At 49.3% G+C, this 15,469-nt stretch carries 10 protein-coding genes and 1 rRNA gene; 10 read left to right on the forward strand and 1 reads right to left on the reverse strand.

Annotated elements, in window-relative coordinates; genetic code table 11:
- Positions 1–87 precede the first annotated feature (87 nt).
- From dnaA to gyrB, 6 genes are all read left to right on the forward strand, one after another.
- A complete protein-coding gene (dnaA, locus tag P40081_RS00005; protein ID WP_042132666.1) occupies positions 88–1,434 on the forward strand; it encodes a chromosomal replication initiator protein DnaA in 1,347 nt (448 codons plus the stop codon).
- A gap of 196 nt (positions 1,435–1,630) precedes the next feature.
- A complete protein-coding gene (gene dnaN, locus P40081_RS00010; protein ID WP_039295747.1) occupies positions 1,631–2,773 on the forward strand; it encodes a DNA polymerase III subunit beta in 1,143 nt (380 codons plus the stop codon).
- A 47-nt stretch (positions 2,774–2,820) separates the two neighbouring features.
- A complete protein-coding gene (gene yaaA / locus P40081_RS00015) occupies positions 2,821–3,048 on the forward strand; it encodes a S4 domain-containing protein YaaA (RefSeq protein ID WP_039295744.1) in 228 nt (75 codons plus the stop codon).
- 23 nt (positions 3,049–3,071) lie between these two features.
- Positions 3,072–4,190 carry a DNA replication/repair protein RecF gene (gene recF, locus P40081_RS00020; protein WP_039295741.1) on the forward strand — a complete coding sequence of 373 codons (1,119 nt, stop codon included), beginning with the start codon at positions 3,072–3,074 and terminating at the stop codon, positions 4,188–4,190.
- A gap of 16 nt (positions 4,191–4,206) precedes the next feature.
- Positions 4,207–4,455, forward strand: coding sequence for an extracellular matrix regulator RemB (gene remB / locus P40081_RS00025; protein WP_039295738.1), 249 nt, complete (start codon positions 4,207–4,209; stop codon positions 4,453–4,455).
- A 46-nt stretch (positions 4,456–4,501) separates the two neighbouring features.
- The gene (gene gyrB, locus P40081_RS00030; protein ID WP_042132667.1) at positions 4,502–6,412 is read left to right on the forward strand and encodes a DNA topoisomerase (ATP-hydrolyzing) subunit B; all 1,911 of its coding nucleotides are present in this window, start codon (positions 4,502–4,504) and stop codon (positions 6,410–6,412) included.
- A 90-nt stretch (positions 6,413–6,502) separates the two neighbouring features.
- Here gyrB and P40081_RS00035 read toward each other — a convergent pair whose 3' ends face one another.
- On the reverse strand, positions 6,503–7,390 hold the full coding sequence (locus tag P40081_RS00035; protein ID WP_042132668.1) for a YheC/YheD family protein: 888 nt from the start codon (positions 7,388–7,390) through the stop codon (positions 6,503–6,505).
- Positions 7,391–7,733: 343 nt separating this feature from the next.
- Between P40081_RS00035 and gyrA the strand changes: the two genes are divergently transcribed.
- The 4 genes from gyrA to P40081_RS00060 all read left to right on the forward strand — a co-directional run bounded on the left by gyrA (position 7,734) and on the right by P40081_RS00060 (position 15,385).
- On the forward strand, positions 7,734–10,280 hold the full coding sequence (gene gyrA / locus P40081_RS00040) for a DNA gyrase subunit A (RefSeq protein WP_042132669.1): 2,547 nt from the start codon (positions 7,734–7,736) through the stop codon (positions 10,278–10,280).
- A gap of 590 nt (positions 10,281–10,870) precedes the next feature.
- Positions 10,871–12,163: a group II intron reverse transcriptase/maturase gene (ltrA, locus tag P40081_RS00050; protein ID WP_042132671.1), complete on the forward strand. Its 1,293-nt coding sequence runs from the start codon at positions 10,871–10,873 to the stop codon at positions 12,161–12,163.
- A gap of 190 nt (positions 12,164–12,353) precedes the next feature.
- Positions 12,354–13,454, forward strand: a complete 1,101-nt coding sequence (locus P40081_RS00055; RefSeq protein ID WP_042132672.1) for an HD-GYP domain-containing protein — start codon at positions 12,354–12,356, stop codon at positions 13,452–13,454.
- Positions 13,455–13,829: 375 nt separating this feature from the next.
- Positions 13,830–15,385, forward strand: a 16S ribosomal RNA gene (locus P40081_RS00060).
- The last annotated feature ends 84 nt before the right edge of the window (positions 15,386–15,469 follow it).

Genomic DNA, 15,469 nt, shown 5'->3' on the forward strand with positions numbered 1-15,469 from the left:
GATAAGATTCAGCAACAACCCATTTTCTTCGACATTTCCACTTCATGGCTGATGCCACATTTGGAAGATTTAAAGGAGTGACAGTCTGTGGACAGCCATACTTCCGAATTATGGCAGCAAATTTTATCGATTATTCAAACCAAACTAAGCAAGCCGAGCTTTGATACCTGGTTTAAGGCTACCAAGGCCTTAACGTTTAGCCCCCAGGCTCTTATTATCTCGGCGCCTACAACTTTTGCCGTAGAATGGCTGGAAAGTCGCTACACCAAATTGGTAGGAGCAACGGTTTATGAGGTCACCGGACAACAGGTTGACGTCAAATTTGTAATTGAAGAGAACAAACCCTCTGAGCCAATAGTTCAACAAATGGCGCCCACTCCCGCAGTTTCACGCGAAGAAGCACAGACGCATTTGCTCAATCCCAAATACACTTTTGATACGTTCGTGATCGGTTCGGGCAACCGTTTTGCGCATGCAGCCTCGCTGGCTGTAGCCGAAGCGCCTGCCAAAGCTTACAATCCTTTGTTTTTGTACGGAGGCGTGGGTCTCGGGAAAACCCACTTGATGCATGCCATCGGGCACTACGTGCTGGAGCATAACCCCAACAATAAGGTTATCTACATCTCGTCCGAGAAATTTACGAATGAATTCATCAACTCCATCCGTGACAACCGCGGCGAAAGCTTCCGTAACAAATACCGCAACGTTGACATTTTGCTGATTGACGATATTCAATTCCTGGCCGGCAAAGAGTCTACGCAGGAGGAATTTTTCCATACGTTCAATGCTCTTCATGAAGAACGCAAGCAAATTATCATCTCAAGCGACCGGCCGCCCAAGGAGATTCCCACACTGGAAGAACGGCTGCGTTCCCGGTTTGAATGGGGACTAATCACCGATATTCAGCCTCCGGATCTGGAGACACGTATCGCGATTCTCCGTAAGAAAGCCAAGGCGGAGAACCTGGATATCCCGAATGAAGCGATGATGTACATTGCCAATCAGATCGACACGAATATCCGCGAGCTTGAAGGTGCGCTGATCCGCGTTGTGGCCTATTCATCATTGACTAACCAGGATGTGACAACGCATCTGGCAGCTGAAGCGCTGAAGGATATCATCCCCTCCAGCCGGCCGAAGATGATTACCATCAACGATATTCAGCAAAAAGTCGGCGAATACTACAATTTGCGCATGGAGGATTTCAAAGCACGGAAACGTACGAAGGCTGTTGCTTTTCCAAGGCAGATTGCTATGTATCTCTCCCGCGAATTAACGGATTATTCGCTTCCCAAGATCGGTGAAGCCTTCGGAGGGCGCGATCATACGACAGTTATCCATGCCCATGAGAAGATTACGCAGCAATTAAAGGTAGACCAGGAGTTGTACAAAGTGGTAAATAATCTTGCGGAGAAAATTAAAAATCCTTCCTAAGAGGAACAAAGAGCCTATACACAATCTATACACATGTGGGTAGGCTTAATTTTATGCTGTTTAGCGACTTATCCACATAAACGGAGCCCCTACTACTAATACTATTAAATAACTATAATAATTCATCTTCTAAGAGCAGGTTTCAAAGAGGTCAAACGTACACCCATTTCCCAATTTTTCAGCTAGGAGTGAAATCATGAAAATCAGCATTCTCAAAAATGAACTCAACGAATCTATAGGCCATGTCTCCAAGGCGATCTCGAGCAGAACAACCATCCCTATTTTGACCGGAATAAAGCTTGAGGTTAGCCACCAGGGAGTAACATTGACGGCAAGCGACACGGATATCTCAATCCAATCCTTCATCCCTGCCGAGAATGACAGCCATACGATCGTAAAAGTGGAACAGCCCGGCAGCGTAGTGCTTCCAGCCAAGTTCTTTGTCGAGATCATCAAGAAGCTTCCCTCCAAAGAAATTCACATGGAAGTCAAAGAGGGCTTTCAAACCTATATCTCTTCCGGATCTACGGAGATTCAGATTGTTGGCCTGGACCCTGAAGAATTCCCTGTTCTGCCAAGCATTGAGGAGAATGAAACCATCTCAATGCCAGGCGATTTGCTGAAGAATATGATTAAACAAACCGCGTTCTCCATCTCTACCCAAGAGACAACACCAATTCTGACAGGTATTCTCTGGAATCTTGCCGATAACGAGTTCAAGTTCACGGCTACCGACCGCCACCGTCTGGCAACAAGAGCAGCACATCTGGAAGGTACAGAGAATGTTCAGTTTGCGAATATTGTTATTGCCGGCAAAACGCTGAACGAGCTCAGCAAAATTATCCCGGATCAGAATATGCTGGTGGATATTGTCGTTGCGGATAACCAGGTCCTCTTCAAAATCGACAAAGTGCTGTTCTATTCGCGGATCCTGGACGGAATTTATCCGGATACTTCTAGAATTATTCCAACCACCTACAAAACAGAACTAACTCTTGATACAAAAAAACTCAGCGAATCGATTGACCGCGCTTATTTGCTGTCCCGTGAAGAAAAAACGAACATCGTCCGGATGCAGACTCTTGAGAATGGCGACGTAGAGATTTCTTCCAGCTCATCAGAGCTGGGGAAAGTCCGGGAAGAACTTGAAGTAATTGATTTCAAAGGTGAGCCTTTGCGGATCTCCTTCAACTCCAAATATATGCTCGATGTGCTGAAGGTTGTGGAGAGTGAGCAGCTCGTGATTGCCTTTACCGGCATGATGAGTCCGATTATCCTCAGACCGCTCGACGAGAGTCGCAGCCTGTACGTCATTCTGCCTTACCGCACAACCAATTAATGCCCTGTCCATGGCCTGTGGATAAGTGGTGGAAAGGACAAAAAAAGATGAAAAAAATAGTTATCCACAGTGGATATATCAAGCTGGACCAGTTTTTGAAACTGGCGGATTGTGTATCCACAGGCGGCATGGCCAAAGCGCTGCTGCAGGAAGGGCACGTACAAGTGAATGGGGAGAAAGAAGAACGGCGTGGCAGAAAGCTCTACCCGGGTGATAAGATAGAGGTACAGGATAACGGCGTATTCGAGGTTGAAGGCGGCGGAGTCAAAGAGTAGTACACCCAAGGAGGCACAGGGTCTTGTTTGTCAAAAATATCGGTCTGCAGTATTACCGCAACTATGGGCTGCTGCGTCTGGAGAGTCTGGGTGATGTGAACCTCATTCTCGGTCAGAACGCCCAAGGCAAAACAAATCTCATGGAGGCTTTGTTCGTCCTGGCGATGACCAAAAGCCACCGTACCTCCAAGGACAAGGAACTCATATCCTTCGATGCTCCTGCAGGTTCCGCACAGATTGTGGCCGAAGTGGAGCGCAAATACGGTGATCTTAAGCTGGAGCTTACCCTGTCACCCCAAGGCAAAAAAGCCAGAATTAACGGACTGGAGCAGCGCCGGCTTAGTGAATTCGTAGGTTCACTGAATGTGGTGATGTTTGCTCCGGAGGATCTCGAGATTGTCAAAGGCACCCCGGGCATCAGGCGCCGGTTCCTTGACATGGAGATTGGCCAGGTCCAGCCCAGCTACCTGTTTCACCTGCAGCAATACCAGAAGGTGCTGCTCCAAAGAGGGAATCTGCTGAAGCAGCTATGGGGAAAAGAAGCTGCCGGCAAGGAACTTCTGGAGATATGGGATGCGCAACTTATAGAGCATGGTGTTAAAATCGTCAAAAAAAGGAAACAATTCATAAAGAAGCTGCAGATATGGGCAGAAAGCATCCATCGCGGCATTACAAACGGCGGAGAAGAGCTCAAACTGCTCTATGTCCCCTCTTTCGGTGAGCGCGAAGAGGAAGATGAAGCTGTCTTATTGGACAAATTTATGTTAAAGTTATCACAAACAAGAGATCAGGAAATCAGGCGCGGCATGACGCTGACGGGTCCCCATAGGGATGACCTGTCCTTTTTTATCAACGGAAGAGAAGCTCAGGTCTACGGTTCCCAGGGACAGCAACGTACGGCAGCTTTATCGCTCAAGCTGGCGGAAATTGAACTGATCCATGAGGAGATCGGAGAGTATCCTGTGCTGCTTCTTGATGATGTTTTGTCCGAACTTGATCCCTATCGTCAGACCCAGCTTATCGAAACATTTCAAAGCAAGGTACAGACCTTCATCACCGCCACCGGTGTAGAGGGACTGAATGCCGATAAATTAAAAGGCGCAAGCCTGTATCATGTGCACGGCGGCACAGTGGAGCTATAAAGAGCGGAGGAAGACCATGTATATTCATTTGGGCGGAGAGAAAATTATTCGATCCTCAGAGTTGATTGCTATATTTGATATATCGATTGAGAAGTCCTCCAAGGTGTCGAAGCAATTTATGACTCATTCCCAGCAGGATAAGAAGCTGGAGCGCATTGGTGAAGAGGAAGCGAAGTCTATTGTCGTCACCAAGAATACTGTCTACTACTCCCCTATCTCCTCCTCCACTCTCAAAAAAAGAGCCAAAATCTTGTTAGAAATATAATGTTTCGGTAGTTACAGGAGATAATCTGAAAGAAGTAGGTGAAGGCATGTCAATGAATCAACCGACATATGATGAGAGCCAGATTCAGGTACTGGAAGGGCTGGAAGCGGTTCGGAAACGTCCCGGCATGTACATTGGCTCCACTAGCGCCAAAGGTCTGCATCATTTGGTCTGGGAGGTTGTCGATAATAGTATCGATGAGGCGCTGGCAGGTTTTTGCGACCGGATTCAAGTGAAAATTCATGAAGATAACAGTGTGACTGTTATTGATAACGGCCGGGGAATACCTGTCGGCGAGAACGTAAAGCTGAAGAAATCCACGCTTGAAGTCGTAATGACTGTCCTGCATGCAGGCGGTAAATTTGGCGGCGGGGGTTACAAGGTTTCCGGCGGTCTTCACGGTGTGGGGATCTCGGTAGTTAACGCACTGTCCGAGAAAGTAGTTGTAACGGTCAAACGTGACGGACATGTCTACCAGCAGGAATACAGACGCGGTGCGCCGCAATATGATATCAAGGTAATTGGCGATACCGAGGAGACAGGGACGACAACAACCTTCCATCCGGATCCGGAGATCTTTACCGAGACTACTGTGTTTGAATATTCCACTCTGCTTACCCGCATCCGCGAGCTTGCCTTCCTGAACAAGGGCATTGAGCTGTCTCTGCTGGATGAACGGACCGGAGTGTCCAATACGTTCAAGTATGACGGCGGTATTGTGGAGTATGTGAAGTATCTCAACGAGAAAAAAGAAGCCCTGCATGATGATCCGATCTACGTGGAAGGCTCGCGGGATATGATCGCCGTTGAAGTGGCTCTCCAATATAACGATTCTTATACAGAGAACATCTATTCCTTCGCCAACAATATCAACACCCATGAGGGCGGAACGCATGAATCCGGCTTCAAGAGTGCTTTGACGCGGATTATCAATGATTATGCCCGCAAGGCAGGTGTAATCAAGGATAGCAGCCAGAATCTTACCGGAGATGATGTCCGTGAAGGTCTGACGGCGATTATTTCCGTCAAAATTCCTGAGCCGCAGTTCGAAGGCCAAACCAAGACCAAGCTGGGGAACAGTGAAGTCCGCGGGATCGTCGAATCTCTGTTCGGCGAGAAGCTGCAGGAGTTCCTGGAAGAGAATCCTGCTGTCTCACGCAAGGTGCTGGAGAAGTCGCTGCAGGCTTCCCGTGCCCGTGAAGCGGCCCGCAAGGCCCGTGAGCTGACCCGCCGTAAGAGTGCGCTTGAAGTCAGCGCCCTTCCGGGTAAGCTGGCTGACTGCTCCTCCAAGGATGCGTCGATCAGTGAGCTGTACATCGTCGAAGGTGACTCTGCGGGCGGATCGGCCAAGCAAGGCCGTGACCGTCATTTCCAGGCGATCCTGCCGCTGCGCGGTAAGATCCTGAACGTAGAGAAAGCCCGGCTCGACCGGATCTTGTCCAATGCGGAAATCCGGGCGATTATTACCGCTCTCGGGACTAGCATCAGCGATGATTTTGATCTGTCGAAGGCACGTTACCACAAGGTTGTAATTATGACCGATGCGGACGTCGACGGTGCCCACATCAGAACCTTGCTGCTGACGTTCTTCTACCGATACATGCGGAAGATTGTCGATGCCGGATATATCTATATCGCCCAGCCGCCGCTGTTCAAGATCGAACGCAACAAAGTCATCCGCTATGCGCAGACCGAGAAGGAACGCGATGAGATCATTGCCGGCTTTGGTGAGAACGTCAAAGTAAACGTTCAGCGCTACAAAGGTCTGGGTGAGATGAATGCCGCGCAGCTTTGGGATACTACAATGGATCCTGAGAGCCGCACGATGCTGCAGGTAACGATTGAGGATGCGATGCTGGCCGACAGCATTTTCGATACACTGATGGGTGATAACGTAGAGCCGCGCCGTGAATTCATTCAGGAGCATGCCCAATCCGTCAAAAATCTCGATATTTAAGCGCAAGCTGTATAACGAACCTCCGGTTTCCTCCCTTATAGGGGGGACCGGAGGTTTTTTAATGCAGGCAGAGAGTTTTTTGGCGTGATTTTAATGCTTGACTGTTCGTCTGCGGCGGTAGGTTGGCGACGGGCGGGTGCGCTTCAAACGTCCATAGGCAACAGCATAGCGGTGGATTCTGCGGTAAATGGCTTTGTTCGGAAACATTTTGAAAACAATGATCGAAGGCAGTGTGTTCACTTCAAGCAGCCATAAATCATGATGCTGATCCATCGCCACATCCAGTCCAATTTCTTTGAGACCCGGATAGGCAGTTTCCAGCTGGGACCCGATTCTGACTCCCAGCGATTTCAGCTGCTGGATGGTTGCCGTCCTTTCTTCGGGCGTCATATGTTCTTTGAACAGAGCATCCACCGAAAAAATGCTGCCTCCGTTGTGATAGTTGGTGACCACCTTTTGCGGCGCAGCCACCCGCCCGAGCATGCCTGTAGTCTCCCAGGACCCCTGAAGATTCTTCTGGGTCAGTACCCGCAGGTCAAACGGCCGGTCCTGATGCTGAAGCAAATCAATGCCTTGCTGAACGAGATAGGAACGCCCCTTAATCCGCGGCAATAGGGCAGCATGAAGCTCTTCCGGTGTATTGAAAATTTCTGCATCCTTGGCGTATCTCAGAATATACATCAGCTTGGGTTCTGCCGGAGCTTCTGTTTCACATGTCAAAGGTTCTGTTTCCGGTTGGCTGAAGTCCGGCTGCTGCTCGCTTGGGCTTAAATGTACCACCCGCTGTTCAGCTCTCATGACTCCGCTGCCGTAGGTGCCGCGGTCAGGTTTGATATATACCGTTCCGTACAGACCCAGCAGCTCTTTCAAATCTTCCAGGGCGTATTTACGTGTTTCCGGAATGAAGACCGAGAGCAGGCGGTTCTGAAGAATGACTTTCGTTTTTGCCCACTTGCTGGACACGCGCTGAATCCTCATTTTCTGCCTCCTTGGGTAGTTGTGCGGTTGCCGGTTTTGCCACAGATGAACGTATATCCGTTTGTTCATGTGTGGCGAATTTTCAGGACAATCTAACTAAACAATGTTATAATATAAGGATATGGGGTTATGCTTTTTTGGACGAAATCAGGGTCATAAAGCCATTCTTCTTGTCTTTACAGTCTATGTACTGAAGACACCAGCGGAAAGGGCGTATATCCTTATCCGTACTAAAAGAAAATCAATATAGAAGATAAAAGGCTATCATGTTTAATTGTGCTGCTTTTGTGAAAGTAATATAATAAAGGGTAGCGGTTTTTAACTGAAGGAGGTCCACCAACTCATGGCTGAACAAAATAACCCGCAAATCAGGGATCGGGACATTGGCGTGGAAATGCGCGAATCCTTTATGGATTACGCAATGAGCATCATTGTAAGCCGGGCTTTGCCGGATGTGCGGGACGGACTTAAGCCTGTTCACCGACGCATTTTGTTTGCGATGTCGGAACTTGGAATGTCCTCGGATAAACCTCACAAGAAATCAGCGAGAATCGTCGGTGAGGTTATCGGTAAGTATCACCCTCACGGTGACTCGGCGGTTTATGAAACAATGGTACGTATGGCACAGGATTTCTCCATGCGCTATATGCTCGTAGACGGCCACGGAAACTTCGGCTCTATTGACGGAGATATGGCAGCTGCGATGCGTTATACCGAAGCGAGGCTGTCCAAAATTGCCGGAGAAATGCTCCGCGATCTGAACAAAGAAACGGTTGACTTCGCTCCCAACTATGACGGTGAAGAGAATGAGCCTGTAGTATTGCCGGCGCGTTACCCTAACCTGCTTGTGAACGGGGTTTCGGGGATTGCGGTCGGTATGGCTACCAATATTCCTCCGCACAATCTGGGCGAGGTCATTGATGGTGTACAGGCAATGATCAAGAATCCTGACATTACGCCTATGGAGCTTATGGAATATATTCAGGGCCCGGATTTCCCGACGGCCGGTTATATTTTGGGCCGTGAAGGTATCCGTCAGGCTTACCGCACTGGACGCGGATCGGTTACTATGCGTGCCAAAGCGACGATTGAAGAGAATAACGGTAAAGCGCGGATTATTGTGCATGAGCTTCCTTACCAGGTCAACAAAGCCAGACTGGTTGAGAAGATTGCTGAATTGGTGCGTGAGAAACGTATCGAGGGCATTACGGATCTGCGTGATGAATCTGACCGTAACGGAATGCGTGTAGTCGTTGAAATGAGACGTGATGTGAATCCTAGCGTCGTGCTCAACAACCTCTACAAACATACCTCAATGCAGTCTACTTTCGGGATTAACATGCTGGCTATCGTCAATAATGAACCGAAGATTCTGAACCTGCGTGATGTGCTGTATCATTATTTGCAGCATCAGATCGAAGTTATCCGCCGCCGGACCGTATTTGACCTGAAGAAGGCGGAAGCCCGGGCGCATATTCTGGAAGGCCTGCGTGTTGCCCTCGATCATCTGGATGAGGTTATTGCTCTTATTCGTGCTTCACGGACAACAGATATTGCCCGTGAAGGCTTGATGGAGACCTTCAGTCTAAGCCTGGAGCAGGCTCAGGCGATCCTCGATATGCGGATGCAGCGCCTGACCGGTCTGGAACGTGAGAAGATCGAGAATGAATATAACGAATTGCTCGCCAAAATCACTGAATACAAGGAGATTCTGGCTAACGAGCATCTCGTACTGGAGATTATCAGCAATGAGCTGCAGGAGATTCGTGATAAGTACTCTGATGACCGCCGTACGGAAATTACGGTTGGGGAAGAGAGTATTCTCGATGAGGATCTGATTCCGCGTGAAGAGGTTGTAATCACGATTACACATACCGGTTACATCAAACGTCTTCCGGTCAGCACTTACCGCAGTCAGAAGCGCGGCGGCCGCGGGGTAATCGGGATGGACACCAAGGACCAGGACTTTGTGGAGCATCTCTTCGTGAGTAACTCCCACAACTACCTGATGTTCTTCACCGACAAGGGTAAGGTGTACCGGATTAAGGCTTATGAGATTCCGGAGCTTGGCCGCACCGCCCGGGGAACGCCGATCATCAACCTGATTCAAATTGAGCAGGGCGAGAAGATTAGTGCGGTAATCCAGGTGGAGGAAGCGGACAGCGACAAATACCTGTTCTTCGCTACCCGTGAGGGAATCGTGAAGAAGACACCTCTGGAAGACTACAACAACATCCGCAAGGGCGGTCTGATAGCGATCAATCTTCGCGAGGAAGATTCACTGATCGAAGTGAAGCTGACAGATGGAGAGCAGAATCTGATTATCGGTACGGCACGCGGAATGTCGATTACTTTCTCGGAGAGCGATGTCCGTTCCATGGGCCGCAGTGCTACAGGGGTTAAGGGTATCACGCTTGACGACAATGACCATGTCATTGGTATGGACTGTGTGGACAAGGGGCTTGAAGTGCTGATCGTAACAACCAAGGGTTATGGTAAACGGACGCCTGCCGGCGATTATCGTTCCCAGACCCGTGGCGGTAAAGGCATCAAGACCATTAACCTTACAGATAAGAACGGACCGGTTGTGGGGCTGAAGGTTGTCAAGAATGACGAGGACCTGATGATTATTACAACGAGTGGAACACTGATCCGGACCAGCATGGATGGAATTTCTACCATGGGCCGTTATGCGCAGGGTGTTAAGCTGATTAATATCCGTGAGGATGACGCAGTTGCAACGCTGAGCAGAGTAGATAAAGAGGAAGATGACCAGTCCGAGCAAGAGGATGGCGAAGAAATTCAAGGTACAGTAGTGGAAGGCAATGGCGAAGTCAGCGAGCCTGAAGCGGAAACTGATACCGGGAACGAAGACGATAGCGTCGAATAATCCTTTGCAGCAAAAGCATGAGTTTCTGATTATAGAAGCTCATGCTTTTTTATTTATGGGCGTGCCCAGAGGCACGCATTATCTAATTGGTGAAAGTCCAATCAAAGGAGGGGCCAAGCCACCTTTGTAGCTAGGATGCTTGCGCATGGCGAAATCTGTGTGTAAAAGCGCATCGACAAAAGTACGGGTCAGAGACCGGGCGAGCAACAACCCAGGCCGCAACATCAAGTGAATCCTGCCGCGTCGTCAAAAAGGCCCTGCGAAGGGGAAGAGAGGATGCCGAGTCTCGCTATACTGGACGAAGGCCAAGGAAACTGTACAGAACTTGGATCAGCAGTGAAGAATCCTCCGGCGTATAGGGAACGGCATGGGTTGAAAGATAATGCAGTGAACTGGGGAGACCCTCCCCCACACGGGATTTTTTTTTTAGGAACCCGTAAAGAGGCGCTCTATAAGTCCAGAAGACGAAATGAACCGTCTGTGGGAAGGGAGTCCGAGGGGCTCATAGTACCGAAGAACCTAAGGACAACATAACCTTAGGGAGGGAAGGAGCCCTGCTTTGTTTATGCTTTTGGAGGAGGTACGAGTGAGTGAATGCCAAACGGCTAACGACACCCAAGGAAAAAGTTCAAGAACTCCAAGAAAAGCTAGGTCAGGCGGCCAAGGAGAACAGTAAGCGTAAATTCCATGCGTTGTACGACAAAGTCTATCGGTGGGATGTGCTGTGCGAAGCCTGGAAACGGGTGAAAGCAAATAAGGGAGCGGCCGGAGTAGATGAGGTGACGCTTGCAGATATTGTGGAACAAGGAGAAACAAGGTTCCTCAAGGAATGCGAGCGAGCATTGAAAGAAGGCAATTACCATCCGCAGCCCGTACGACGGCACTATATCCCGAAGAAAGACGGGAAGCCAAGACCGCTGGGCATACCCACCGTGCGCGACCGAGTAGTGCAGATGGCAACGAAACTCGTGATTGAACCCATCTTCGAAGCAGACTTCGAAGATGTATCCTTCGGATTTCGCCCGAAACGAAGTGCAAAAGGAGCGCTAGATCGAATCCGGAAAGCCTGCAACCGCAAAGGGAATTGGGTAGTCGACGTCGATATCCAAGGCTACTTCGACAATATTAATCAGGAGAAGCTTATGAAATTGGTACAAATGCGTATTAATGACAGGCGGATCCTAAAGGTAATACGGAAGTGGTTACAGGCGGGAGTCATGGAAGAAGGAAACGTAAGGCGATCCGATTTAGGTACACCGCAAGGTGGCGTCATTTCACCGCTTCTGGCGAACATCTACTTGAACTATTTTGACCGACTGTGGGAGAAACACGGAAGTGGATTGGGAGAACTGACAAGGTATGCAGACGACTTTGTTGTGGTCTGTAAATCCAAAAAGGACGCCGAGCATGCCTATGAGCTCATAGGCAGAATCATGGAACGTCTGGAACTGACCTTACATCCAACCAAAACCCGTATTGTAGGCCTATGGACAGGAGACGAAGGGTTCGACTTCTTAGGGATGCACCACCGAAAAACGAAAGCAGAGACTTCTCAAGGGAAGGTGTACTACACCACGCAGCAGTGGCTAACAAAGAAGGCAGAGGAACGTATTCGAGGAGTGGTCAAAGAAAGATTAGCACCGCCGAGTATGCGCTCAAGATCATTCGTGGAGCATGTGGAATGGCTCAATCCAAAGATTCAAGGATGGAGAAATTACTATTACACGAACTACAGCCAGAAGAGGTTAGCCAAGCTTGACTGGTATATCTTGCAGAGATTCACACGGTGGTATGCGAAGAAGAGACAACGCGGGAGATGGATGAGTTCAGTTTCTGAAGTTAAGTATAGTGCCAAGCAATATGGACTAAAAACGCTGTTGTAATCTGCATGCCCATGAATGACAAACATCGGAAAGCCGTATGAGGGAAAACCTCACGTACGGTTTGATGAGGAGGGGCTGGTTTAAATCCAGCCCTTTACTCTAGAATGGAAGTCCTCTCTCTAGCCGCTTGCCGGGTTACATACTATAATTAGAGAATTACAGGTGTCACAGAAATAAAGGGGCTGAATTTATGCCAAACATATCCGTTGGAGAGATCAAGGCGGGATCAAAGATTATTAAGGATGTAATTACTCCTTTGGGAGGAGTGTTATTCGGTAAAGGCAAGATCATACTTCCGCGGGATATTGAGATTCTCCAAGCTTTTTTGATAGGACAAGTTGAAATTGAGGGAGTTCAGGGAGAGGACAAAGCCCCAGAGGTGTCCAAACCGCCAGCGAAGCAGCAGACCGCCAAAGCAGGTGCGCTGATCAATGAGTCCGTACTAGCCAAAAGTAATTCTCCGCTTCATGATGAGTATGAGAAAATGCTGGTGCTTATCAAGCAGAGCTATCGTGCAGCAACCGCAGCGGTACTTCCGATTTTTGAATTGCGGAGCCAACTGGAGCTGCTGATCAGCCATTTGAAGGATTATCATGTCCTGAAGTTTGCACCGCGTGTTCTGTTTGACCAGGATTATAATTATCATAACGCTGTATTATCTGCCCTAACTTCATATAAAATTGCCCAGTGGTGCGGATATCCGCAAAAGGATTGGATGCAGGCTGCCTTTGCCGGCTTGCTTCATGATATAGGTAACATTAAGGTAGATGAGACTTTGCTGCACAAACCGACTCCCCTGACGGGCGCGGAGATAGAAGAAGTACGCAGGCACACCACTTATGGATACCAGCTGCTGCGTAATGTTACAGCAATCAACGAAGGCGTCAGACTAGCCGCCCTGCAGCATCATGAGAAGGTCGACGGTTCCGGTTATCCGCTTAAGCTGGAAGGCACCCAGATTCACTTCTACGCCAAGATTGTTGCAGTAGCCGATATCTTTCATGCCATGACGCTTGAAAAAGCCTACAGAAAGGCTCAGTCGCCTTATCTGGTACTGGAGCAGCTTCAGAAGGAGAGCTTCGGGAAGCTTGACCCGGTTATTGTACAAACCTTCATTCAAAAAACAACGGATCTGTATAATGGCACACGGATACGGCTCAGCGACGGGCGTCACGGAGAAATCATCTTCACGGATCGCACTAATCCCACAAGACCAATGGTGCAGGTAGAGGGCAGGATTGTGAATCTGGTCAATGAACGCGAGCTGCATATTCAGGAGATTATTGCTTAAGGGTAAGCGGGTATGATGAACAGAAGCTATGTCATCTGAGGCTGGCCATGTCGGGGCGGTTATTAGGGGCATAGCTTTTATAATTGATTTCAAAATAATGCTTGCAATCAGAATCCATACATGATATATTCTATTTCTGGCCGCGAAACATCAACGCCGAGCTCGAAAAAGAAGTTGAAAAAAGAGCTTGCATTAATCGGCTGGATGTGATATATTATAAGAGTTGCTGGTGACGCGGTAAGCGGCGCTGACAACGAACTTGATCTTTGAAAACTGAACAACGAGTGAGTGGGGATTCACGAAAGTGACTTCCAAAAAAGAGAATGAAAATTCTCGTCAGATGTTTCAAAATGAGCAATCGCTCTTTCTAAATACAATTTGGAGAGTTTGATCCTGGCTCAGGACGAACGCTGGCGGCATGCCTAATACATGCAAGTCGAGCGGAGTTATGAAGGAGCTTGCTCTGGATTAACTTAGCGGCGGACGGGTGAGTAACACGTAGGCAACCTGCCCTCAAGACTGGGATAACTACCGGAAACGGTAGCTAATACCGGATAATTTCTTTCCTCTCCTGAAGAGAGAATGAAAGGCGGAGCAATCTGCCACTTGGGGATGGGCCTGCGGCGCATTAGCTAGTTGGTGGGGTAACGGCCCACCAAGGCGACGATGCGTAGCCGACCTGAGAGGGTGAACGGCCACACTGGGACTGAGACACGGCCCAGACTCCTACGGGAGGCAGCAGTAGGGAATCTTCCGCAATGGGCGAAAGCCTGACGGAGCAATGCCGCGTGAGTGATGAAGGTTTTCGGATCGTAAAGCTCTGTTGCCAGGGAAGAACGTCCGGTAGAGTAACTGCTACCGGAGTGACGGTACCTGAGAAGAAAGCCCCGGCTAACTACGTGCCAGCAGCCGCGGTAATACGTAGGGGGCAAGCGTTGTCCGGAATTATTGGGCGTAAAGCGCGCGCAGGCGGTCATTTAAGTCTGGTGTTTAAACCTTGGGCTCAACCTGGGGTCGCACTGGAAACTGGGTGACTTGAGTACAGAAGAGGAAAGTGGAATTCCACGTGTAGCGGTGAAATGCGTAGATATGTGGAGGAACACCAGTGGCGAAGGCGACTTTCTGGGCTGTAACTGACGCTGAGGCGCGAAAGCGTGGGGAGCAAACAGGATTAGATACCCTGGTAGTCCACGCCGTAAACGATGAGTGCTAGGTGTTAGGGGTTTCGATACCCTTGGTGCCGAAGTTAACACAGTAAGCACTCCGCCTGGGGAGTACGGTCGCAAGACTGAAACTCAAAGGAATTGACGGGGACCCGCACAAGCAGTGGAGTATGTGGTTTAATTCGAAGCAACGCGAAGAACCTTACCAGGTCTTGACATCCCGATGAAAGCATTAGAGATAGTGCCCCTCTTCGGAGCATCGGAGACAGGTGGTGCATGGTTGTCGTCAGCTCGTGTCGTGAGATGTTGGGTTAAGTCCCGCAACGAGCGCAACCCTTGACTTTAGTTGCCAGCAGGTAGTGCTGGGCACTCTAGAGTGACTGCCGGTGACAAACCGGAGGAAGGTGGGGATGACGTCAAATCATCATGCCCCTTATGACCTGGGCTACACACGTACTACAATGGCCGGTACAACGGGAAGCGAAACCGCGAGGTGGAGCCAATCCCAGCAAAGCCGGTCTCAGTTCGGATTGCAGGCTGCAACTCGCCTGCATGAAGTCGGAATTGCTAGTAATCGCGGATCAGCATGCCGCGGTGAATACGTTCCCGGGTCTTGTACACACCGCCCGTCACACCACGAGAGTTTACAACACCCGAAGTCGGTGGGGTAACCCGCAAGGGAGCCAGCCGCCGAAGGTGGGGTAGATGATTGGGGTGAAGTCGTAACAAGGTAGCCGTATCGGAAGGTGCGGCTGGATCACCTCCTTTCTATGGAGAATCGTCACCTGCAACGGTGACATTCAAATCGGAAGTATTACTTCCAAAACTCAGGTCTAGGCCTGTTACTCACTC

It is taken from the genome of Paenibacillus sp. FSL P4-0081, assembly GCF_000758565.1.
In the GTDB taxonomy this organism is placed as follows: Bacteria; Bacillota; Bacilli; order Paenibacillales; family Paenibacillaceae; genus Paenibacillus_AQ; species Paenibacillus_AQ phytohabitans.